Source organism: bacterium, assembly GCA_035419245.1.
GTDB lineage: Bacteria > Zhuqueibacterota > Zhuqueibacteria > Residuimicrobiales > Residuimicrobiaceae > JAKPUX01.
On record DAOLSP010000013.1, the window covers coordinates 24,063 to 49,023 of the forward strand.

General features: G+C 56.3%; 16 protein-coding genes. All 16 read left to right on the forward strand.

Annotated features, from left to right (window positions below):
• Positions 1-9: 9 nt before the first annotated feature.
• The 16 genes from PLH32_13675 to manA all read left to right on the forward strand — a co-directional run bounded on the left by PLH32_13675 (position 10) and on the right by manA (position 24,943).
• Entirely contained in the window at positions 10-2,439 is a 2,430-nt protein-coding gene (locus PLH32_13675) for a protein kinase (protein ID HQJ65656.1), read from the forward strand.
• A gap of 163 nt (positions 2,440-2,602) precedes the next feature.
• Positions 2,603-3,718, forward strand: a complete 1,116-nt coding sequence (locus tag PLH32_13680) for a lytic murein transglycosylase (GenBank protein HQJ65657.1) — start codon at positions 2,603-2,605, stop codon at positions 3,716-3,718.
• A gap of 109 nt (positions 3,719-3,827) precedes the next feature.
• Entirely contained in the window at positions 3,828-6,305 is a 2,478-nt protein-coding gene (locus tag PLH32_13685; GenBank protein HQJ65658.1) for a protein kinase, read from the forward strand.
• Positions 6,306-6,381: 76 nt separating this feature from the next.
• Positions 6,382-7,116, forward strand: coding sequence for an FHA domain-containing protein (locus PLH32_13690; GenBank protein ID HQJ65659.1), 735 nt, complete (start codon positions 6,382-6,384; stop codon positions 7,114-7,116).
• An 85-nt stretch (positions 7,117-7,201) separates the two neighbouring features.
• Complete coding sequence (locus PLH32_13695) at positions 7,202-8,710, forward strand: FHA domain-containing protein (protein HQJ65660.1); 1,509 nt, start codon at positions 7,202-7,204, stop codon at positions 8,708-8,710.
• Between the two features lie 33 nt (positions 8,711-8,743).
• Positions 8,744-10,393 carry a Stp1/IreP family PP2C-type Ser/Thr phosphatase gene (locus tag PLH32_13700; GenBank protein ID HQJ65661.1) on the forward strand — a complete coding sequence of 550 codons (1,650 nt, stop codon included), beginning with the start codon at positions 8,744-8,746 and terminating at the stop codon, positions 10,391-10,393.
• 87 nt (positions 10,394-10,480) lie between these two features.
• Positions 10,481-11,965, forward strand: coding sequence for a serine/threonine-protein kinase (locus tag PLH32_13705; protein ID HQJ65662.1), 1,485 nt, complete (start codon positions 10,481-10,483; stop codon positions 11,963-11,965).
• A 36-nt stretch (positions 11,966-12,001) separates the two neighbouring features.
• Positions 12,002-12,757 (forward strand): N-acetylmuramoyl-L-alanine amidase, encoded by a 756-nt coding sequence (locus tag PLH32_13710; GenBank protein ID HQJ65663.1) that lies wholly within the window; start codon positions 12,002-12,004, stop codon positions 12,755-12,757.
• A gap of 393 nt (positions 12,758-13,150) precedes the next feature.
• The gene (locus PLH32_13715; GenBank protein ID HQJ65664.1) at positions 13,151-14,527 is read left to right on the forward strand and encodes a TrpB-like pyridoxal phosphate-dependent enzyme; all 1,377 of its coding nucleotides are present in this window, start codon (positions 13,151-13,153) and stop codon (positions 14,525-14,527) included.
• 151 nt (positions 14,528-14,678) lie between these two features.
• Positions 14,679-16,142: a nucleotide excision repair endonuclease gene (locus PLH32_13720; GenBank protein HQJ65665.1), complete on the forward strand. Its 1,464-nt coding sequence runs from the start codon at positions 14,679-14,681 to the stop codon at positions 16,140-16,142.
• A gap of 64 nt (positions 16,143-16,206) precedes the next feature.
• Positions 16,207-18,765: a M14 family zinc carboxypeptidase gene (locus PLH32_13725; protein HQJ65666.1), complete on the forward strand. Its 2,559-nt coding sequence runs from the start codon at positions 16,207-16,209 to the stop codon at positions 18,763-18,765.
• Positions 18,766-18,834: 69 nt separating this feature from the next.
• Positions 18,835-19,551 (forward strand): hypothetical protein, encoded by a 717-nt coding sequence (locus PLH32_13730; GenBank protein HQJ65667.1) that lies wholly within the window; start codon positions 18,835-18,837, stop codon positions 19,549-19,551.
• Positions 19,552-19,629: 78 nt separating this feature from the next.
• Entirely contained in the window at positions 19,630-19,968 is a 339-nt protein-coding gene (locus PLH32_13735) for an STAS domain-containing protein (protein HQJ65668.1), read from the forward strand.
• A 62-nt stretch (positions 19,969-20,030) separates the two neighbouring features.
• Entirely contained in the window at positions 20,031-22,424 is a 2,394-nt protein-coding gene (locus tag PLH32_13740; protein HQJ65669.1) for a T9SS type A sorting domain-containing protein, read from the forward strand.
• Between the two features lie 96 nt (positions 22,425-22,520).
• Positions 22,521-23,681: an iron-containing alcohol dehydrogenase gene (locus PLH32_13745; protein ID HQJ65670.1), complete on the forward strand. Its 1,161-nt coding sequence runs from the start codon at positions 22,521-22,523 to the stop codon at positions 23,679-23,681.
• A complete protein-coding gene (manA, locus tag PLH32_13750; GenBank protein HQJ65671.1) occupies positions 23,678-24,943 on the forward strand; it encodes a mannose-6-phosphate isomerase, class I in 1,266 nt (421 codons plus the stop codon). The genes PLH32_13745 and manA overlap by 4 nt, the downstream gene beginning before the upstream one ends.
• Positions 24,944-24,961 lie beyond the last annotated feature (18 nt).

The following is a 24,961-nucleotide window of genomic DNA, read 5'->3' on the forward strand; positions in this document are numbered from 1 at the left end:
TCAGAAACGATGAATCCATCGGACGTTATTCGAGATTATAAAATCTTACACCCGCTGGGCAGCGGCGGTATGGGGACGGTCTATCTGGCGGAAGACTCCCTGCTTGAGCGGCAGGTAGCGATCAAGGTGCTCAACCCCACGCTAACTCAAGATGAGCAGTTCGTCGAACGGTTCCGGCGCGAGGCCAAGATTCAGTCAACACTCATCCACCCCCATATTGTCTCCCTGTTTACGTTTTTCTTTGATGCCGGGCAGTATTGCATGGTGATGGAATATGCGCCAGGAAGAACCCTCCGCCAGTTGATCACCGAAGAGGGGGCATTGGCGGAGGATCGCGCTATTCCTCTTTTTGTGCAGATTTTACATGCTGTCGAGTACGCGCATAGTAGGGGCGTGGTGCATCGCGACTTGAAGCCGGGAAACATCCTCGTTTCAGATGAGGATCAGGTCAAGGTTATGGATTTTGGGATCGCCAAGATGATGGGGGATGCCGGGATGACGCGCACCGGCGCGAAGCTTGGCACGATTTATTATATGAGCCCCGAACAAATCCGCGCCCAAAAAGATATCGATCATAGAACGGATATTTACAGCCTGGGCATGATGCTTTATGAAATGCTCACCGGTGTGTTGCCCCTCAATTCGGACACCGAGAGCGATTTCGAGATCATGAAGCAGATCATTGCGGAGGAATGGCCCGATCCGATACACCATAATCCCACGATCTCGCAAAGGTGCAATCAGGCCATTGCTATGGCTGTGCGGAAAAAACGCGAGGAGCGGTTCGCGGATGCCGGCCAGTTTCTTGAGGCCTTGGGCCTGGGAAGCGCCCATGCTGGGCAACCCGGCGCAGCCGTCAGCCGGATGGGATCAGGAAAAGGCTGCATCGTGGTGACAGCTGATGAGGGCATGAGCGTTCTGCTGAATGGTAAACGCATCGGCATGAGAACGCCCTGTGAAATTAAAGAATTGGAGTTCGGCAAATATACCTTGCGTGTCGATGGTAAAAGTCACTTCAGTGAACCGGTGGAGGTCGAGATCTCCCGGCCGGGACAACTGGTGAAAGTTCAACCAGCACTGATCGCCTATGGCTGGATCACCGTCAAAACGGCGCATCGCGGCCTCAATCTGAGGATAAACGGGGATCCTGTTCTGTTGAACCAGGCGAACCGGCTGATGCCCGGGACCTACACCATCGAGCCAGATCTGGCTTACCTCAAACCAGCCGTATTTGAGCTGCAGCCGGGCGAAAAAAAGGTCCTCGACTTTGACACGATTCAGGACAAGGTCCAACTTGAAATCAATACGGGACGGTACCAGACTGAACTGGAAATCACCCATCAGGACGCGGGGATTATTCTCAAGGAGGAGATCACCGGCATTAAGAGCCTGGAGCTCATCCCCGGCGCCTACGCACTGCGAATTCTCTCCCCGCCCTGCAAAACGGTCCGAGAAGTGATGCTTCAGCGTGAAGGCCAGCGAGTGGATCTGGAAAAAGATCTGGATCAATTCCAGAAGACAAAAAAGGTGCAGCATGGTTTGGCTTGGGCGGCCTGTATTACGCTGATCCTGACCATATTCTCGATATGGCTCTTGAAGTATCTGCAGCTTTCCGGCGCCTGGAATCTGGCGAAGACCACGAATACATATCAATCCTATCAGACGTTTTTAGAGAAACATCCGGATAGTAAATTCTCGGCAGAGGCGCAGCGGCTTCAGGAAGCCAGCTTCTGGAAGATGCAGGACAACAATGACATCGGGTCTTATGAAACCTATATAAAAAAGTACGAGACGGGGGCGCACGCTGAGGAGGCTAAACATAAGATCGAGTCTCTGCTGCGGCAAAGAATTGAGAAGAATCACTCCATGCAGGACATGCTGGATTATCGCCATCGATTCAGCAGTTACCCTGGAGCTGTTGAAGTGAATCGCGCCTATACGCAGGCGAGATGGGATGAGACCAAATCTCAGAATTCACGCGAGGCTTATGCCTCCTATTTGCAGGAATTTCCAAACGGCGAACACTTCGAGGAAGCACACAACTTGTATGATGACGCGAGTTGGCAGCAGGCAAGCCAAGCCGATACTCCGGATGCCATTCAGCAATATCTCAATGAGTTCCCGGAAGGCCGCCACAAAGTGCAGGCAGAATACAGGATAGCCCAGCTCGGGCAAGCGGAATCGGGAGAATCTGGGGGCATGGAGTCTTATTCGGTAACATTCAGGGTAGCTAATCTGAACCCTAATCAGCCGTTGAATTTGCAGGAGAAACCCGATTTTTCCAGCGCAAAAGTAGTGCAAATCCCCAGGAATGGTATAAAGGTCAGCTATCTTGGAGAAAGCAAACAAGTGAATGGAGCGGTTTGGCATTATCTGGAATACAATGGCTACAGAGGCTGGGCCAACTCAAGATTTTTAGAGAAGGACTTTACGAACTAGTAACGGCCGTATTGTCATATGCAGCTGCCTGGCCTTTTTGGCTCCAGGATCCGGTTGCGTTAGGCTCGAAGGAATGGAAGGCGGGTCGCGGAACATCCAGACGGATCCATAGCACCGCTATGGGATTCTTGTTGCGGTTTAATCAACGGAAAAGGACTGCGAAATGGCACGCACAGGGATACGCAAATTCATGCATGTCAGCCGGCCAGATTTTAGCCAGCTGGTGTTCGGGATCGGGCTGCTGATTTTGGAACTTTGGCCCATGCTGATGTTAGCTGAAGCGACAGCATTGCAGCCGGCCTCAGGCGAAATCGGCGCGTGTCCGGGGCTAGAAGCGGCATCACAACGGACAGGATCAACCGGACAAACAGCAGGATCCACACGCTGGAAGGTCGATCCCAGTATGCTTTTTTCTCCGGCAGGAGAGCCGCTCACGCCGGAGGCCGCGCAGCTGATCGCAGCGCTAGAGTTAGAGGGCGGGGAAGGCTTGCCGGTGAGCAGACACGAGCTGATGACGCTACTTTCCCGACCGGAGGCCGCGGATGTTTATTACGAAAAGATCATGAAAGTGGCGACCCCGGCCAGCTTGGCTATTCAGAAAGAGGAGCATAAAAATTATACCAAGTATTTTCTTCAACATTATCTAGAAGCCGGCGTCGCCTTCCTGCATAGCCATCAGGAGATTTTGCAACAAGCGGAGGATCAATATGGCGTGCTGCGGAAGGACATTGTCGCCACCTTGATCTGGGAATCCGGGCTGGGAAAGTATACGGGGGATTTTCTGGAAGTTAACGTTTTCCTCGGCCAGATCCTTTTTCTCGATGCTGCGCAGAGAGAGGCGGTGGAGCAGATGGTCGCTGCCGGCGAGCCAAATCCCCTGGATGATCCGGTCTTTGCCCGGAAGGAGAGAATCCGTTTGGACAAGCGGAAAAAATCGGCGGTCGCCTATCTGGCCACGCTTTTGCGCTACTGCAAAAAAGAGGGCCAGGATCCGTTCACCATGAAAGGCTCATGGGGAGGCGCGATGGGCTTTGTGCAATTCATGCCGGCCAGCATGAAATATGCCGTCGACGCCGACGGGGATGGCCTCATCAACCTGTATCAATGGCCGGATGCCATCATGAGCGCAGCGAACTACTTAAAAATAGTAGGCCATTATGCCCCAGATGAGGCCTCACGTACCAAAGCCTTGCTGCGCTATAATCCCAGCGAGGAATATGCCGCGGGTGTGATCCTCTTAGCCGACACGATCTGGCAGCACTACCTGAATGGTGAATGATGACCAGGGAGGCGTTCGCATCTAGCAACCAGCGCGATGAGATCGATCTATGCAACCCAGCTTGCGCCAGCGCTGTGCAACCTTGTGACGATGAAAATAGGGAGCTGGAATGAATATTGAAGCCAACAGCATGATTCGAGACTACCGCATTTTACGCAAATTGGGCGAGGGTGGAATGGGTACGGTCTATCTGGCCGAGGATACTATGCTGGAGCGGAAGGTGGCGATCAAGATCCTTAACCCCGTCCTCACCGAGGATCCACAGTTTGTCGAGCGTTTTCGCAGCGAAGCCAAGGTGCAGTCCAGGCTCGTACACCCCCATATCGCTTCGCTGCATACCTTTTTCATTGAGGAGGGCTGCTACTGCATCGTCATGGAGTATGCGGAAGGGCAGACGCTGAAAACCCTGATCGAGAACCTCTTGGGGCGGATGCCGGAGGAGAGAGCCTTGCGGATCTTCGACCAGATTCTGCAGGCTGTCGGGTATGCGCACAGCAAAGGGATCGTCCATCGTGATCTGAAACCCAGCAACATCATTGTCGATGCCGATGATCATGTCAAAGTGATGGATTTCGGTATTGCCAAGATCCTAGGCGAGAAAGGATTGACCCGCACGGGCGCGAAGATTGGGACGCTCTATTATATGAGTCCCGAACAGGTGAGAGCCCAGAAGGACATCGATCAGAGATCGGATATCTACAGTCTTGCTATTATTCTGTACGAGATGTTGACCAAGCGGTTGCCTTTTAATGCCGACACCGAGAGTGATTTCGAGGTCATGCAGGAAATCGTGGAGCGGGAGATCCCCCCTCTCGAGCAACTAGCGCCGGAAGTGAGCCGTGCCACGGAGGCCGCGCTGGTGGCCGCGGCTGCCAAGGATCGCGAAGCCCGGCTGCAGAATTGCCAGGCATTCATGAATGCGCTTGCGGGGAGACTGCCACCCCCTAACCAGCAGCACTCGTTTCCAGCAGCGGAGCGGCAACCGGCATTCCAGAGCGATGCGAGCAATCGTATACGTCCAAGCACTTCAGCCGGAGCCCCTTTTATTCCAAATGCCGAACTGACTGGAGTGAATGGCTGGCTTTTGTTTTTCTGCATCATTCTCACTCTTCTGGTACCACTGCAGGTGCTTATCGGGATTATTAATTTCAAGGCCAGTTTCGAGCTCTGGGATCACTTTACTCCGGAAAGCAGCGAAAACGTCTACCTGCCTGTACGGCTGCAGATGATCGTCATGGCCGGCTTGGCGGTCTGGGGGCTTTTTACTGGGATAGGATTATGGCGGCGAGCCGCTGGAGCGGTGCAGCGGGTCAGGACTTTTTTGAAAATGAACATGATTCTCTCGATCTTGGCAAGCCTCATGCCTTTGTTTTTTCTAAAAATAAAATCCGGGAGCTGGGATCAGATTTTTGGAATTCTGTCGTTCGGGGCGGTTAGCAATATCGTCTATTTTATTATCTGGAACTCCTATTTTGCCAAATCAAAACGGGTAGCCAATACTTATGGGGAAGCGGCTGTGTTGGGGCAGTCGGCTTCCAGCTCGGCCGCTCGGGGAATTGGCCTGAGCGCAGCAGCGCCCGTACTGTCTACTACGGACCAGATCCGCAGTGTGCTGCAATCCAAGGAGCAATTCTCATCCTTTATAGCCAATAGAAAAGCCCTGATCATTTTGGCTGCAGTCGCCCTGATCCTGATTATGTCGAATGACTTGATCGACTTGCCCTTCAAAGTCGTCTTCGCGATGATCCTGTTCTCCTGCTGGCTGTTGGCGGACCTCCTGCTAGGATCCGGCTTGATCACAGGTGTTGATCGCAGCCGAAAATGGCTCTACCAGGCTGCCCTTGGCGCTGGAACCGGCTTAATCTTATTAGGAGTGCCACTGCTGTTTAAATATGCTGCATACTCATTCTTTGAGGATGAGGACTTGCTTCAGTTATTCATCGGATTGGGGGCGGGTATCGCCATTTTTATTCTTACCGGCATGGCCCTCGATCGCGAAGAGGGGGCCGACAGGGTCTTCCGGGGGGTGTTCGGGAACAGGATTTTTGCAGATCGATTTGCCGTCTGGTATGCTGCGGTCTATCTGGGCGTTTCGGTTATCATGCTGGTCAAACGTTCGCTCATGTACGGTTTTTTGACGGTGTATCAGCTTCTGTTCGCCTTATCACAGCTTGGTCTGGTTATTTGCCTGCACAACCTGCTCGCCGGACGAGTGAAGCTTATCCGGTTGATCTCTCTCTGGGGCCTGGCCGCTGCTATGGTCGGGATATTCTCTGGTTTGGGATCGTTTCTGGATTCTTATGAGGTCTATCGTACGCTGACACTGTTCGGCTTCAGTTTTACCCTGCTTTCTGCGGTATGGCTAATCTGGTTGGGGGTTGCAATGCGAGCTGCTGAACCTATGTCGGATTTTCTCTCCATTGCGACCATCATCCTGGGGCTGGTTTTGCTGGCGTACTCCACGCCTTTTGCGGGAAATTTGCTGAACTCAGAAAACCAAATGGTGTCATTTGTGCTCCCCGGGATAAGGTGCGTATGGGCATCGGCACTGCTTGTGTTTATGCTGAAAGAGCGGCAACAGGCGTGACGATCGAGGTCCCTTACAGTTAACCAGAATATCCAATGAAAAACGACGATTTGGCGATAAACAGGTGGAGGTCTTCATGGTCTGCAAATCGTGCAACAAGGAAAATCCCGCCGGCATGCGGTTCTGCAAATACTGCGGCAAAGCACTGGGCGATGCCTTGCGAACCTGCGCCAACGGCCATAATTATGATTCCGCCCTGAGCCGCTGCCCCTATTGCCCCGAAGCGGACAGCGGACGCACACTGGTCGAAACCAACGACAAGCGCACACTCCTCGAACGGAATGACGCGGAGAGCCCCGGACCCACCCATTCTGACACGGTAATTGATCCCTTCACACCGGCCAACCCCCGCGGCACGATACGCGGTGACCGGACGGTGATCGACAACGCCGGCCCGACGCTGGTGAGGAGGGATGGTATGGGCGGACGGCCGGACAAAACGGTGATCATGGATTCTCCTAGCGCGCTAGGCCCTGCAGGTGGCCCTTCCATGCAGTCCGCCCACAAACTAGTCGGCTGGCTGGTAACGTATGACCTCCAGCCCAGCGGTACCGATTTCCGCGTGGTCGAGGGTCGCAACAAGATCGGCAAAAGCGCCAGCAACGATATCGTCATCGACCGCCCGGGCGTTTCGGAAGAACACTGTCTGCTCCTGTTTCGCGATAACAAGTTCTATCTCCAGGATCAATTGTCGACCAACGGCACTTTTGTGAACGGCACCTCGATCGAGGATAAAGTGACGCTCCAGGAAAATGATGTGCTCAAGGTCGGGAGCGTTGCCCTTAAATTCAAGGTTGTCGGCCCGTTCTGACCGAGGGCCAGACGAATCCGTCATCCGGATTTTGGCAGCAATGAAAAGCAGGAGAATAAAAATGCGATGCTCAAGACATATTACTATGATCCTATTCATCATCAACGCAGCTGTGGCAGCTGATTTTCAGCTGCGTCCGATGCAGACCGACGCCAGCCATTTCCCCCGGATGACGACCAGGCTTTTGGTCTATAATGAAAAAAGGGAAGCGATGGGTTCTTTGACTGCGTCCCAGTTCACTGTGGCCGTCGATGCGAAGCCGGTGACAGCGGTTTCAGTCACGACTGCAGAAAAATCGGGCGCCGGGTATCATATCCTGCTGTGTGCGGATGTATCCGGTTCGATGACCGGCTCGCCGCTGGCGACACTGAAAAAGAGCGCGACAGCCTTCATTACGAGTCTACGAAATGAGGATGATCTGGCCATCATCGGACTTGCTGACAAGGTAACGCTGATCAGTGATTTCAGCAGCGATCAGGATTACCTCCGCGAAAAAATCAACTCCCTGACTGCGACCGGGACCCATTCCCTGCTCTATTACGGCCTCAATGATGGTCTAAAACGCTTGAGCGAAAAAACGGACAAGCCGGGCAGGGCCTTGATCCTGATCAGCGACGGTAAAAACGAAGATCCTGCCAGCTCCTATTCGGAAAATGATGTTATTGAGCTGGCGCAAAAGCAAGGTATCCCGATTTTTGCGATCGGCTTCTCGAAGATCGATCCTTCTTATCTGCGTTCCCTGGAACGCATGGCCGAGAAGAGCGGGGGGAATTATTACGCGACTGCCGCAGAATCGGAGTTAGAAACCCAACAGCAGAAATTGTATGACCAGCTCAAAAAGGTCTACATCCTCGATTACTTGGCAGCCGACACACCGACCGATGGTCTTTCGCATACGGCTGTGTTGACTATCAACGAGGGGGGGATCAAGCGGACGGTGCAAACGGCGTTCACAGCGCCCTACATTGCGATGCCCCGGGTGACCCGTCCATGGTGGCTATATGCCCTGGCAGGCGGCGTGCTGCTGCTCCTGGCGGCGGGATCCCTCTTCTGGTTTGTCAAGAAACGCAAGAACCGGCGCATAGAAGAGGAGCGTGCCAGAGCCGCGGCTGAGGAAGAGCATCAGCGGGAACTCGCCGACGAACGCAACCGGAGGGAGGATCTGGAAAGAAAAATCATCTCCGCCCATCTGGAGGCCGAAAAGCGCGGACGGCCGATTGCTGAAGAAAGACCCCAAGCAGAGATCAGACCCAATCGCGATAAGACCATGATCCTGAGTAATTCCGCCTCCCCCGCGCGAGAGTGTGACGGATTGCGGGTCGAGATCATGGTGGGAGATTTGCAGGGCGCCCGGATTGATATCAACCGCTCAGGGGCGACCATTGGCAGGGCAAAAGACAATACTATCGTCCTGCCGGAGAATACGGTGTCGGGGCATCACGCCCGGATAAGTTATGGGCGGGGTTTCCAGATAGAAGATCTCGATTCATCCAACGGCACCTTCGTCAATGGCCAACGGATTACGCGATCGATGATCGCGGACGGCGACACCTTTAAGATCGGGCGTGTGGAGGGGATATTCCGGCTTTATTAACGGCGCTGCTAAACCAGGAATCAGGAGAAGTGTTTGAAAAACAGATCCATTGAAATCGGCAATTGCACCGACGTCGGGATGGTGCGATCACAGAATCAAGACTATTATGGCGCCTATGAGGGGAAGTATGGTTCCTTGATCATCGTCGCTGATGGTATGGGCGGCCACGAAGGAGGTGAAGCCGCCTCCAGGCTGACGGTGGAGGGTGTCAGGGACCATTTTGCAGGGCTGCCAGCAGAATTCACCCCGCGCGTTGAACTGGCGCAATCGCTCCACGAGGCCAACCGTCGGATCACGGCGATGGCTGCCGAAACTTCTGAACTGTTGGATATGGGTTCGACGGCTGTGGTGTTGTTGCTGCGGGATGAGCAGGCCTATGCCGCCCATATCGGCGACAGCCGGATCTATCTGGTTCGCAAACAGCAGATCTATCAACTGACCAAAGATCATTCATTAGTACAGCAGATGATCGATGCCAATATGATCTCGGCAGCCGATGCCCGAAGCCATCCGCAAAAGAATATCATCACCCGGGCATTGGGAGCGAATAAGAAAGGGGAACCGGAGGTCTCCCAGGCCATTTCCATCTTCCAGGGGGATACCTTTCTCCTTTGTACAGACGGCTTACTCGATTATGTCATCGAGGCGGAAATGATCCGGATCACCTCCGAGCACCCGCCGCAAAAAGCGGCCGAGCTTTTGGTGGAAATGGCCAAACAGCGAGGTGGGGCAGATAATATCACTGTTCAGGTGGTGCGGGTCGTCAAGGGCAAACATCCCCCGATGAGCCAGAGTACCAGGAAAGCGCTGGCGCGACTGGCACTGGCCGCGGCGCTGATCGCCAGCGGTGTCGGGCTGAGTTACCTATTCACGGGCACCTACTCCAGTGAGAAAAGGGTCAGCGATGGGGAAACAGCGAGCGATTCCACAAGCGGCATTGAAAAGCAGGAAACCCTCCCGGGTGGGAAGAGAGCCATAGGCCGACCCGTTTTATCCAAGGCCGGGACACCAATCATCGCCATCGATATCGGTCATGCCGAGAGCGGCAGCGATGAAAAAAGCTACAGCGGCCAGAACGAGGCGTATTACAGCAAGGAGTTGGCCCGCACCCTCGTGAATCAGCTCAAAGAGGCTGGCTTTGACAGCTCATTTATTATCCCAACAGAAGCGGGAAATCCTTCCGTTCGGTCCAGACTTGCAGCGGCTCGTGCGCGCAACGTATATCTGATGCTTTCCTTGCGCACCGGAACGATCCAGCCGAGCGGATGGGCAAGAAAAACTTCGGATGAAAAAAAACGGATTCTTGAGGAATGCTCTGGCTATGCTATTGTAATCTCGGATAAGGATTCTCTCCTGGCCGCCCAAAATAGCAAGTTGGGCCAGCTGATTGGCCGCCATTTGCGAGAGGCCCATCTGGCGCCTTTCTTGGAGAGCGCAAAGATGAACAGCACCAACCGCCGCATGCTGAATAATGACGGCGTCTATCGGCATAATGAGTTGGAGATCTTGAAGCAGGCGAGCGTGCCCGTAGTGCGGATAGAATACGGCATCCTCATGAACAGCCGCGATGAAAAGCAATTGCGGAAAGCTGAATACCGCGAGAAAATGGCAAAGGCCATTGTCGAGGCCTTGCAAGAATATTCCACCAGCTCGATGGCCACGCGAGGAGAGGATCATGACTGAAAAACACAAGGGCGCCCAAGGTGCCCGCGACAAGAGATACTTAGGAAGATCATCTCCAGAACGAAATGAATGCCGACAGGCGGCGCTATGTTAATCATCGGATCCATGATCCGCAACTACAAAATCCTCCAGAAATTGGGTGAAGGGGGAATGGGTATCGTTTATCTTGCGGAAGATACACTGCTGGAGAGGCACGTCGCGATAAAAACATTGAGTTTTCAGTTCGCGCAGGACGATCAGCTGGTCAGCAGATTCCGCCAGGAGGCGAGGGTGCAAGCCAGCCTCATCCATCCGCACATTGTGGCGTTGTACGATTTTTTCCAGGAAGATACGACCTACTGCATGGCGCTTGAATATGCCCGCGGCATAACTCTGAAGGAGCTGCTGGAGAAGGAGGGTCCACTTGGCGAGACCAGGGCCTTGTCGATGTTCGGGCAAATGCTCCAGGGAGTTGGGTACGCGCATGGCAAGAACATCATTCATCGGGATATAAAACCGGGAAACATCATTGTCGATGACTCGGACATGATCAAGGTGATGGATTTCGGCATTGCCAAGGTCCTGGGGGACAAGGGGATGACCCGCACCGGCGCCAAAGTGGGAACCGTTATCTATATGAGCCCTGAACAGGTGCGGGCCGAAAAGGATATCGACCACCGAACAGATATCTACAGTCTCGGGATCACCTTGTATGAAATGCTTACAGGTCGGGCACCCTATCATGAAACGGGCGAGAGCGATTTCGAACTGATGCGGGAAATAGTCATCGGAGAGGTGATCGATCCACGCGAATTCAATCCGGACCTTTCGCACACAACGGTTGAACTCGTACGCAGATGCACGGCGAAAAACCGGGGGGAGCGATTCCAGGGGTGCAATGAGATATTGCAGTTTATGCAAGGTACTTCACCGGAGCGCTGGTCCTTCGTGGAGGATGCTGCTGCAAAAATGGCAACTCCACTGACGCAGCGGGAAGCCCGAGCGGAAGAGCCCAAATCCACTGTTTCATTCAGCAAACATAAGACTCTGTGGGCGGCGCTTATTGCGGGCTTGGTTATTCTTCTGGGCAGTGGTGGTTTCTTGCTCCTGCGTCAGGAACAAAGAGTAGAAAAATTCCAACAGTTTACAAACACGGACACCCGTTCCTCCAGAAACAACCATGATGCGCGAGCAGCTGAAGAAAGAAGTATCGCCGATTTTGTGCAAAACGTTATCAGCCTCTCGAACCGCAAGGATATCCAAGGGCTGCTCAACTGCTATGACGACTTTACCAACTACTTTGGCAAGGGTGTGGTGTCCAAGGATTTCATCCGCAAGGACAAGATCAGCTATTTCAGCGGATTTGATCGTGTTCATTACTGGCTCGACGGAGAGATCACCCATTTTCCGGCACTCGACTCCGGTGTTAGAAAGGTCCAATTCAGGTTAGGTTTTTCGGTCCACAGCGCGAGAAGAAAACTGACCATCGAGGGGATCGCCACGGACACGCTCAAGATCGCCATGACCGCAAATGGCCTGCGCATTCTTGATGAAAAACAAAAGAATCTGACCTCACGAAAGATCCCTGATTAGAAAATGGCTCCCTTTATGCTCCCCTGGAGTGCCGTATTGATCAGCCTGGTTTTTGCCGATGCCCTGGACCACCACCAGTTTATGGTCGCGATTGATATCGGGCATTCAAAAGCCCATTCGGGGGCAGTCAGCTGCACCGGATTAAAGGAGTATGAGTATAACCGGAGGGTGGCCGAGCGGCTAAAGGATCTTTTCAAGCGTGAAGAGGGTGCCAAGGCTTTCATCATCAATCCCAACGGGGAAAATTTGCCGCTGGCGAAAAGAGCCCGAAATGCCTTTGATCAAAAAGCAGATCTTCTACTCTCACTCCATCATGATTCAGTTCAACCCCACTATCTCCTGCATCACAGATCCAATGACACTTTATATCATTTTTGCGATCGGTATACGGGATACTCTCTTTTTATTTCGCAGGCAGAACCCTTCGCGGCAGCTAATTTCAAGCTGGCGATGTGCATCGGCAAGGTCTTGTCAGCCCAAGGTTTTCATCCCAGCTATCACCATGCTGAGAAAATCGTGGGGGAGAACAGGATCCTGCTGGATTCGTTGGGGATATACCAATTCGATGAGCTTGCGCTGCTGCGGAATGCCCGGCTGCCCGCGGTCTTAATCGAATGCGGCATCCTGGTGAATCGAGAAGAGGAAAAGAGAATGAGGGAGAGAGAGTGGACAGATCGATTTTGCTGGGCTCTCAAGGAGGCCGTAGATATTTATATCCGAACCAGGACGGATTCACAGCACCTTTTCTTGATGCCCCCAAAAGTAGAGTCCCACCGGGATATCATTAACTAAAAATCAGGGGGCTACGGGTGAAAAAAAGTGGGTAACAATACAAAAAGGAAACCTCTTTGCTGGAAATAGAACAGAGTGATTGTGGCACGAGGCGCGAGGTGCTCGGCAGACACCAGATTTGAGGGTACCTTGGGCAAATTTTCCCTTGACAGAGAAAGATTTAATCCATATATTTTTTTTGATCATTTAGAGGAACCTATGCAAAGTATCTATTCCCGCATCCTGTCCAACATCCAGACCAGCACGAGCTGGTGGTGGTGGCCTATGATTGTACGGAGCGGGATGGAGGTGCATCGCTAGTCAAGCCTCACCACCTGTCGGCTAATTTCAGCCCGCTGCGTACTTAACAAGCAGCGGGCTTTTTTTATGTGCCTAACCCCATGGAGGAATGTCATGCAAGCCACCAAGATCCTGCTCGATGAAAGTGAAATGCCGCGCCGGTACTACAACATCGCTGCCGATTTCCCCAAACCCCCCTCTCCGCCGCTGGGCCTGGACGGCAAGCCGATCGCTCCCGAGATGCTCGCTCCGGTTTTCCCGATGAATCTGATCGAGTTGGAGATGAGCACACAGCGCTGGATTGACATTCCCGAGGAGGTGCAGGCGATCTATAAAATGTGGCGGCCCTCCCCGCTGGTTCGAGCTTACGGTCTGGAGAAAGCCCTGGGCACCCCGGCGCGCATCTATTACAAGAATGAGAGTGTCAGTCCGGCCGGCAGTCATAAGCCCAACGCCGCGGTGCCCCAGGCCTATTACAACAAGGTGGCGGGGATCAAGCGTCTTACCACCGAAACCGGTGCCGGTCAATGGGGCTGTGCTCTTTCGTTTGCCTGCGTACTGATGAAGCTGGAATGCAAGGTCTATATGGTGCGGGTCAGTTTTGAGCAGAAGCCGTTCCGCCGCTTGATGATGGAAACCTGGGGTGCCCAGTGCGTCGCCAGCCCCAGCAGCGACACCCAGGCCGGGCGGCGGATGCTGCAAGATAACCCCGAAACCCCGGGCAGTCTCGGCGGCGCGATCAGCGAGGCGGTGGAGGATGCGGTATCCGATCCCACCGGCGCCACCCGCTATTCGCTCGGTAGCGTCCTTAACCACGTGCTGCTCTTCCAGACGGTTATCGGGCTGGAGGCCAAGGTACAACTGGCCAAGGCGGGTGAAAAGCGCGTCGACAAGGTGATCGGCTGCGTCGGCGGTGGCAGCAATTTCGCCGGCATCGCCTTTCCTTTTATGCTCGACAAGATCAACGGCGCTGATATCGAGATCATTCCCGTCGAACCGAGCTCTTGTCCGAGCATGACCCGAGCCCCCTTCGGCTATGATCATGGCGATCTGGCGGAGATGACGCCGCTGCTGGCGATGCATTCGCTCGGCCACACCTTCGTTCCGCCCCCGATCCACGCCGGCGGTCTGCGCTATCACGGTGTCGCTCCGCTGGTCAGCCATGCCATCAACCTCGGCCTGGCGAACCCGCGGGCGGTGGATCAGCTCGACGTGTACGATGCCGGTGTCCTCTTCGCCCGCTGCGAGGGTATCATCCCGGCTCCGGAAAGCTCGCACGCCATCGCGGCGGCCATCCAAGAGGCCAACCTGGCCAGGGAAGAGGGCATGGAGCGGGTCATCCTCTTCAACCTCAGCGGTCACGGCTTGATGGATCTCACGGGATATGATTCCTATTTCCGCGGCAATCTGGTCAATTATCCGCTTCCTGAGGAGGAGATAGCCAAATCGATTGCTATGCTGAGCAAGTATCCCAAGCCGGCCAAGGGGTAAATCCTTCCAAGGCGCCGGGACTGCATGGGTGTGCTCCCGGCGCCGCCTGGGATGGCGAGCCTCGCGCCCCGGCAAAAAAAGCCTTTCATTCCCACCGCAAAAAATCGTATCTTTAAAGTAATCAAAACCAGACCATCTTGCCGATCCTTCCATGAGTGAACATTTGCTGGCCTACCTGCGGCAACGTCACGAACCCGTCGCTGCCGCAGAACTCGCCGCCGAGGTGCTCAAGCTGCAGCATGTGCCTGCTGCGGTCGCAGCCCGGCTCATCGATTCTCTTCTCGCCGGCGAGGAACGGGTCGATCGCGTCGGCGAAGACCGCTACTGCTACCGGAGCGCTGCGGAGGTTCCACTGGTGGCGCGCAGTTGGATGGTGTGCTGTGCCCTGCCGGAGCGGGTTAACCATTGGCTCGATTGGCGAGCGCTGGCGTGTGCGCGGGTGTGCGCGGAACAAATCCAGCCCTTTGACTTGATCACAGCCGATAAGACGGATTGGTCCGGGCAGATCTCCCGTTTTTTGCAGCATCTGGCGCAGGAGGCTGCCGATCAGACGCTGGTTTTCTCCGGCTTCGGTAATCAGATCTCCCACTTTCGCAGGGCAGCGGCGGACCTCTTGCCGGGCGCCATGCCGCACTCCATGCTGGCGATGCGGCCTCTCGCCGGGAGACTTTATCCCGACGCCCTCCTGGCGGGGCCGGAGGATCTCGCAGCCCTGCTTGGGCTGCCGGCCTGGAGCGACGCGGAGATTGAGGCGACGCTGGCCCAGCTCGCTGCCATCTGGGAGCAGGTGGTTCATCACCTCGCGGCGCGCGGCATTGCGACGGATGCGCAACTCACCGATTTCATGGCGGTTGAGGAGGCGGCCATGGACTGGACGCCCTATGCCTTCGATGCCGGATTCATCCGCTCGCTGCCGGATAGGCCCGGCGTCTATTTGATGCGCGACCAGGACGGTGCCGTGATCTATATCGGCAAGGCCGGCAGCCTGGCCCGGCGCGTCAAGAGCTACTTCATTCCCGGAATGGTGCCGGATGCCAAGCTCGAGCAGATCCGCCGCCGGCTCCACCAGCTTGAAATCCGTGAGGTGGGTTCTGAACTTGCGGCCTTGCTGCTCGAACAGCGCTTCATCCGCCACTTCGATCCGGATATCAACCGGCAGCTACAGGTGCAGGAGAGGCCTCATCGCCGGCGCGCCCGTTTTCCGCGGGTCCTCGTGCTGCCCTCCGCCGTGCCGGAGTGGCTGCAGCTCTTCTTTCTGGATCCGCAGCGAGGGCTGGCCTCCTTCTGGCTGGCGCGCGACTATGAGCAGCCGGGCCCCCCGCCACCTTGTCATGCGGCCTGGCAGGAGAGCGGCCCGGAGGGGGATGCGGCTGAGGACTGGCTGTTGCGCAGCCGGGCCGCGCTGACGCAGGCTTTGCAGGGCTTTTACTGGGATACCGCGGGGCAGGGCCAAACCGATGCGGCGGAGATCGCCTGGTCCTGGCTCGGCGATCAGGCGGCGCCAGTCCCCGGCGTCGATCTGCGCAAGAGCGCTTCGCCGGCAGAGACGGTGCGGTTGATCGAGGAGTATCGCTTACGGTTGACGGATTGGCAGGACCAGGTTATTTTTACATGAGGGAGCGCCGCGCGGGTGATCCTACCGGCGGCCGCTGAACAGGAAATCGGATAAGGTAGAGTCCATGACAGCCCGGTGCGGGGATAAAAGGACGCGAGGTTTTTTGCTGATGGGCTGCGCGCTGATGCTGGCCGTAGGCCTGCCGGCGCAGACGCCACCAGCTATCACCTCGCCCGCCGGCTTTCTCGGTTTCACACCGGGAGAGGATTTCCGCCTGGCGGATGCCGGTACCATTCTGGCCTATTTCCGGCTGTTGGATCGCCAGAGTCCTCGCCTGCAAGTGCAGCGCCTGGGGCAGACCACGCAAGGCCGGACCTTCTGGATGGCGGTGATCTCCTCACCCGAGAATCTGGCGAATCAGGAGACCTTGATCCAGTTGCAAGCGCAGCTGGCCGATCCGCGGGAGATGGTTCCGGCCCAGGCGCGCCGGCTGATGCGCGATGCCCGCGCCGTTGTTTGCATCGCCTGCTCGATCCATCCCATCGAGATTGGTCCGGCGCAAATGTCCATGAATCTGGCTTACCATCTGGTTTCGGATAACTCGGAGGAGACGCGCACCATCCTCGACCGCGTCATTCTCCTGCTCATCCCGACGCACAACCCGGACGGACTCGATGCCGTCGTCGAGTGGTATAAAAAGTACCGGGATACGCCTTTCGCCGGCGGGCCTGTCCCCTTCCTGGACCATCCCTACGCGGGGCATGACATCAACCGCGATTGGGTGGTACTCAGCCAGAAAGAGACGCGGCTGACGGTCGAGAAGGTCTATAGCGTCTGGCACCCTCACGTGGTTTTCGATCTGCACCAGATGGGATACACCGGCCCGCGGATGTTTCTACCGCCCTACCGTGATCCCTCCGATGACAACATTTCGCCGCTCCTCCAGGCGCAGACCAACGCCCTGGGCACCGCAATAGCGGCGGAGATGACCGCAGCGGGGATGGCAGGCGTCGCACATGCGTTTTACTTCGATGCCTTTGCCTCGAGCCGCGCCTATGTCTATTACCACGGCGGCATCCGGCTGCTCGGCGAGATCGCTTCCGCTCGGCTCGCCACGCCGTTGACCCTCACGCCCAGCGATCTAGCGGGTGACAGTGAAATTGCCCCGCTCCGGCGTTCCTGGCAGCAGCCGCTTCCCTGGAAGGGAGGGGTCTGGCGGCTCGGTCATATCGTTGAATACGCGGAGCAAGCCAGCAGGGCTCTCCTCAGCCTAGCTGCTCGCGACCGCGAAGGCTGGTTGGAACGGAGCTGGAAGGTTCAGAGCGATGCCGTCCTGCCCGGAGATGATCGTGAAGTCTTCATCCTACCGCCGCGCCCATTTGATGCGCATGCGCAGTATGATCTGCTCTCGCTGCTGCAGACAGGGCAGGTGGAAGTGTATCAGGCGCGTAGCAAGGTGGCGGTCGCCGGCACCCTTTACCCGGAGGAGAGTTACCTGATTCCGACCGATCAGCCCAATGGTGCTTATGTGCGCACCCTGCTGCAGACGCGGCTCTATGTCAATCGGTCCGGCACCGAAACGCCTTACGATGTCAGCAGTTACAACCTTGCCTATGCCTTTGGCGTCAAAGTGCTCGAAGGACGCGGCGAGATTCTGGGCGATTTCGAAAAGGTGGGCAGGCTTCCCTTTCCGGTCTCGGGGGTGAACGACCTGCCGGAACACACCGGTTTTTTTCTCGATTATCGCACCCAGGCCGCCAATCGGGTGGTAAACCGCCTGCTTGCAGCAGGGGTTCCGGTTTTCTGGCTCAAGGAGCTGCAGCGCACCGCTAGGGAGGTCTGGCCTGTGGGCAGTTGCTGGATCGTGACGGATTCGCTCAAATTGCTGCAGGACCTCTCGCGCATCTATCATGTCACCTTTACGGCCGGCAAGCTGCGCGCGCCACAACCGGCCTGGCGGCTGCGGACGCCGCGCATCGGTCTGTACACCAGCTATCTGGCCGAGAGCGATGAGGGTTGGACTCGCTACGTCCTGGAAACCAATGAATTTCACTATGACCGCATCATCAATCCGACCGTGCAGCGCGGTGATTTGCGCCGGCAGTATGATGTGATCATCCTGCCCTCTCAGCCGGCGGCCGATATCCTCGAGGGTGCGCAGCCAGGACAAATGCCCGAGCTGTTCGGCGGGGGAATTGGCGCCTCCGGAAATCAGGAACTGCGCCGGTTCGTGGAGAGTGGTGGCACCCTGATCGCGCTTAATCAGGCGTGCGGTGTGCCGCTGAGGTGGGATCTCCCGGTGCGGGATGTCACGGCCAGTCTAAGTCAACAGGAGCTTTTTGTGCCGGGTGCGTTCCTGCGTGCGACCTTTCAAGGGGGACATCCGCTGGGGTACGGCCTGCCGACCGATCTGAATATCTTTAATCATTTTAGTCCTGCTTTTGTGGTGGAAAGCGGTGAAGCCGTGCTGGTCTACCCCAACGAGCGTCTGTTGCAGGATGGGTTTGCCCGGGGTGAGGGACTGCTTATCGGCCGGGCGGCATTGGCGTGGGTGCCCCGGGGAGAGGGGCATGTCGAACTGGTGGGTTTCCGTCCCCAGTTCCGTGCCGAAACCCGCGCCACTTTCAAGGCGCTCTTCAACGGCCTGCTGCTCAGCGCAGCCAGCGAGGCCGTCTGTCCCTGATTTTACGGTGGGAATGATTTCAAGGCCATCCGGTGTTGTTAATACATAACCCGCCAAATGGGAGGGGCTATGGCAGAAAAGATACGGCCATTCCTGGCCATCAACAAGCAATGGATGATCAAGAAAATTCTGGTCACTTATTTCCGTGCCAAGAACACTTTTGCCAATATCGATCGCGAAGTGCAATCCGGACACGATGTCGAGTTTGACCGTATTCTGAAGCTTTCCAATGTGCTCTATGTCATCAAGCAGGATATGCACCTCCTTTTTCAGCGCAGCTGGCCGGGCAAGCAGGGTGCCGGGAATGATTATGAAAAGGTACAGCCCAACAGCCTTGAAGTGGAGCTTATCAACAATGTTGGTCTCCTTTTCCATAAAGCCATGGTTTTGCGCGAGCAGGCCTACATCCTGGAGCACTATTCCGACGCGAGCTCGGATGGCAGCGCAACCCGCGCCAATATGAATTCCTATATTGACAAGATTCGGGCTCTTTTCCAGCAGGGGCTGGCGATCATCACCAAGCTGCTTCATGACTATCGCGATAATGAGGTTCTTCTTAATTACATGATCACCAATGAGCATTACATCCGTTTTGTCTTCGGTGAGGATCTGGATACCTTGCTCCGGCGGATGCACGGCCGGCAGATTGACAAGGCCTATCTTCTGGCGGCCAAGTTTTGCCTGAATAGCGGCTGGGAGGAGGGGGGGCGCAAATGCCTGCAGGAAGCGCTACGGATCAATCCGGGCAACCAGAAGGCGCAAAACTTGCTGCTCGATGTAAAATAGCGTTGCATTCTTTGGTAAAAAGCCCTATTTTAAAAAAAGAATATGCCCACATCCGATTGATATCAACAGGAGGTCGTTATGGCGTTAAGTGAAGTCATGCACGGAGATGTCGCAGTTCTCGAACTCAAGGGCAAACTGATGGGAGGTCCCGAGACGGTTGAAATTCATGATAAGGTCAAACAGCTGATCGGTCAGGGCGCCAAAAAGGTGGTCGCCGATGTCAATAAAGTGACCTGGATGAACAGCACCGGACTGGGTGCGCTGATCGGCGCGATGAGTTCGCTCCGTAATGCCGGCGGCGATCTGAAACTGGCCCGTATCACCGAGAATGTCGAAAATCTTTTTGTGATCACCAAGCTGGTCACGATATTTGATACCTTTGATAGCGTGGAAGAGGCTGTCACGGCATTCAAATAGCAGGCCCTGTTGGCGATCCGTTGAAAGGATGCAGTATGCCATCTGTATGTGAGAGATGGTGCATGAAACGAGTGCCCTGGATGGGAATGGTTCTTACTCTCTGGGGCACTCTTTTATTCGCGGCGGACATCGGCCGCAACCTCGATCCGGTGATCCTCAAAGGACAGGATCTGCCCTCTCTGCTGGGCAAAGACATCATCGCCTTCCGTGTCTATGCCTTTGATGCCGGGGAGATCAGCTGGCATCCCGTGCCCTTCCAGGTTGACGAGGATGTCAACGGCAGCTACTATGGCATCTCCAACACCATCCTCGATCCCAAGGATGAACTGATCTTCATGGCCAGGGATTTGGGCGATCGGGCAGGGGAGAGGGTATGGAACGAAGAGGCGACGGCTGTACAAAACCCGCGCTACGAAATTGCTGTTCAGAATCCCGCCAGCGGTACCACGGGCTATCTCTATCTCTACTATTCACCCGATCTGCCCAGGAGCAGCGTCTCTTACATGAATTATACCAACGAGACGGTCTACGCTCCCACATACGAAGCCGGCCAGGATACCATCAAGGCAGGCGGGTTGCTGACCGATCTGGTGATTCCCGTCAAGGCGGGAGGTGACGGACTCGATCTCTTTGATGAGCAGCGTCTGCGGATCCAGACGACTGCCGATCACAGCGCGACCCAAGAGCTGACGCTCTATATCCGCGAACAGTGGCGCAATAAAAAATATGATCTCAAAACCGCACTCGGCGGCAAGATCGGCGAGATTGATATTGATGCCGGGCACAGCCATTTTGACCAATTGGTGGGGCCCATCCGCGTCATTCGTACCAATTACCTGAAAGTGGTCCTCTCGGGCTATGGCAAGATCTCCGGAGTCTTCGAGTTCAATTTCAATCAGACCATTTTGCTTCCGATAGGTTACAAGTTTTATCCCGATTTTTACGAAATGCCTTTCGACAGCATTGTGATCGATCTCAGTAAATCGTTGACCGGGATGGAGAAATATGGGGTTACCTTGAAAAACTCCAAGATCCTGCTCTGCTCCACCCTCAACAGTAATGGCATGGGGATGCGCTACTACACCCCACGCCTGGCAACACAGGACGCGCGGCTGAAAGGACTCAAAATTGATGGCAAATCCGATACCGGAACCTATGGCCCGGTTTCAGATTTAGTCCCCGGGGAGTGGCCTGCAAAACATTGGTGGGGGTTGGTGGCCGACACCGTGGGGGCTGACAGCCCGGTGAAAAATGCCACGCTTTTCACTATTGCAGACCTGCGCGGTTCGGTTCCCCTCAAGGCACAATATATCCGTTACAATGATGGAGATGCGGAGGATACCCCCTCAGTCAATGGCTTAAATGGCATCCAGCTCGAACAGAGCACCGGCCTGCCCAGTACGATCCCTCTTGTCCTGACTTTGCGCCAATATGTCCTGCCACGTGTCTACGATTACAATGGTCTGGCGGCCCTGTTTGAAACCTACAAGACGCCGCTTAAGATTTCGGCGACCAAACAGATGTTTGACATCATACCTCCCGGCACCATCCGCGACCTGCAGATTGCCAGCCGGGCGGATTCCTCGATCACCCTCACCTGGACCGCAGTGGGCGACGATTGCACCCGGGTGCGCGCGGCAACCCGGTACGAGATCCGATACAGCGAGAATACCCCGACCGGCAACCGGGACTGGTCGTGGTGGGACGCCGCCAAACTGATCGAGCCGGCGCCGACTCCACGTGCCCCTTCAGCGAAGGAGTTTTTCACGATCAAAGGTCTGGTACCGGAACGCCAGTACTATTTTGCCGTCAATGCCTATGACGAAGCCAACAACTTTGCGCCCTCCATCGCCATGGTCACCAGCGTCACCACGCCGGTCGAACTCACCGCCTTTAAAGCGGCCGTGCAGGAACAGCGGATCGAACTGATGTGGCGCACAGCCAGCGAAAGCAGTAATTATGGTTTTGCGCTGGAACGCCGGCTCGAGCAAGAAGCGGAATGGCGGCAGATCGCCTTCGTCAAGGGCCACGGAACCACCAACATCGCTCAGAACTACCGATACAGCGATGCCGACGCCAAGCCCGGCCGCATCGAATACCGTCTCAGACAGATCGATCTTAACGGCAGTTTTAGCTGGTCCGATCCCGTCGTGATCACCTTTGCGGCTCCGGCCTTCTGGGCGCTGGCGCAGAATTTCCCCAATCCCTTCAACCCGGCGACGACCATCACCTACCAGATTCCCGCCGGCAGCAAGGGGATTGTCGATCTTACCATCTACGACCTGCTCGGGCGGCGGATCCGTAAGCTGGTAGAGGAGGAGGCGCAAGCCGGCTATTATCACAGGAACTGGGATGGTCGCGATGACCAGGGGCTCTTGACAGGCTCCGGCGTCTATATGTACATCCTCTCTTCACCCGAGATGCGCCTGGTTCGGAAGATGATCAAACTGCAATGACCGCCCGGCATTTCCCCCTCATCGTTTAATCAGGTCGTGCGACGCATGACATCGCTGCGTCGCATTTTTTTATTTGTCTTGCCTCCAGGAGAAATCATGTACAATTTTACCTACCGCAATCCGGTGCGTGTGATTTTCGGCAAGGGCAGCATCGCCAGGCTACAAGAGCATATTCCCGCAGGCGCCAAAATTCTTTTAACCTATGGCGGCGGCTCCATAAAACGCAATGGTGTTTACGATCAGGTGGTGCAGGGATTGAGGGGCCATGCGGTGATCGAATTCGGCGGGATCGAAGCCAATCCGCGCTATGAGACCCTGATGCGCGCGGTGGAGATCGCACGCCGCGAAAAGATTGACTTCCTTCTCTCCACCGGTGGCGGCTCTGTACTGGACGGCACCAAATTTATTGCCGCGGCCGTTCCCTTCGCCGGCGCGGATCCCTGGGAGATCCTGAGTCGCCGTGCACCCGTGGCTGCTGCACTCCCCCTGGGCTGCGTCCTCACACTCCCCGCCACAGGCTCGGAGATGAACAGCAATGCGGTGGTTTCGCGCGAATCGACCCGCGAAAAGCGCGCTTTCAGCTCTCCGCTGCTCTATCCCCTCTTCTCGATCCTTGATCCCGAAACTACCATGAGCCTGCCGCCGCGACAGACCGCCAACGGTGTGGTCGATGCCTTTGTGCACGTCTGCGAACAGTACATGACCTGGCCGGTGGCAGCACCCCTGCAGGACCGCCAGGCCGAAGCGATCCTGATGACCCTGGTCGAAGTCGGACCGCACCTGCTGGCCCATCCGGCAGACTACGACAACCGGGCCACCCTGATGTGGGCGGCCACCCAGGCCCTCAACGGCCTGATCGGCTGCGGTGTCCCGCAGGACTGGGCCACCCATACCATCGGTCACGAGATCACCGCGGCGTACGGTCTCGATCATGCTCAGACTCTGGCGGTCGTCCTCCCGGCGTTGCTGCGGCATCAACACCAGCAGAAACAGACCAAGCTGCTCCAGTTCGGTGAGCGGATTTGGGGGATCAACGGCGGCAGCGCCACAGAGAGAGCGGAGCAGGCAATCGCCCGGACCGAGGAATTTTTCCGCTCGCTGGGCGTGAAAACCCGCCTTGCAGAATATGGCATCGACGATGCTGCGGGGCTTGCGGCTATTGGACCACGCATCGAAGCGCGCGACGGTAGGATCGGGGAGCACCGTGATCTGGGCGCTCAGGAGATCACCGCCATTCTCAAGGCCTGCGCCGCTTGAACGCCGCCTCGACCCTCTACCGGCTGCACGGCCGTGTGCAGCACTATCCCTGGGGCGGCTACGACTATATCCCCGGGCTCCTCGGCGTGCCCAATCCCGCGCGCAAGCCGTTTGCCGAGCTCTGGATGGGGACGCACCCCCAGGCCCCCAGCGAGGTCCAGGTCCACGGCGGTCGCATGGGACTTGACGAACTGGTGCGCCGCAATCCCGAAGCGATCCTGGGCGCCGCAGTTCATGCTCGTTTTGGCGCCGAACTTCCCTTTCTCTTCAAGATCCTTGATGCGCGCGAGATGCTCTCGATCCAGGTGCATCCCTCGCGGCAGCAGGCGGTGGCGGGATTCGCTGCCGAGGAGGCCGCCGGCGTACCTCAGGATGCGCCGCAGCGCAATTATCGCGACAGCAATCACAAGCCCGAGGTTCATGTCGCGCTGACCCCCTTCTGGATGCTGCACGGCTTCCGACCGCTGGATGAGATCGCTGATCTCCTGACCGGCATCCCCGCCTTCGCCGGAATCTCCCCCTGGTTCCCCCTTGCGTTACTCGAGGCCGACGCGGATCCAGCCGGCCAGGAGCAGCTGCTGCGCCGGCTCTATGAGCATCTCATGACGCTGCCGCAGCCCGAGGTCGACCGCGTGCTCGGCAGTCTGCTTGCCAGGATCGAGCCGCTCTTCGATCGTGGTCTCCTTAAGAAGAACCATCCCGATTACTGGGCGGTCAAGGCGGCGCGCGCCTTTCCCCTGCCGGGCGGCGGGATCGATCGCGGCCTGTTCTCGATCTATCTGCTTAATCTGCTTGAGCTGCAGCCGGGGCAGGGGACCTTTCAGGGGGCGGGGGTACCGCACGCCTATCTGGAGGGGGTGACGGTTGAGCTGATGGCGAACTCGGACAACGTCCTGCGCGGCGGGTTAACACCTAAACATGTGGATGTGTCGGAACTCCTGAAAACCATCCGTTTCCTCGGCGGCCAACCGGAGCTGCTTGACGTGGTATCCCCGGCCCCCGGTGAACTGATTTATCGCACCCCGGTGGAGGATTTTCAGCTCTCGCGGATCGCCGTGACAGAGGGCACCGAATACCGGAGTGCGACATCGCACGGCCCGGATATCCTGATCGTGGTGGAGGGAAGAGCCACCGTGGCAGCAGGAGGGGATGAGCAACCGCTGGAGCGCGGCGGGATTCTGCTGGCAGCGGCCAACGCGCCATGGCATCTTAGAAGCTCCACCGGGGCGCTGCTTTTCCGAGCCTCCGTACCTCTTGTCTGAATTCCGGTTCTCCACAGG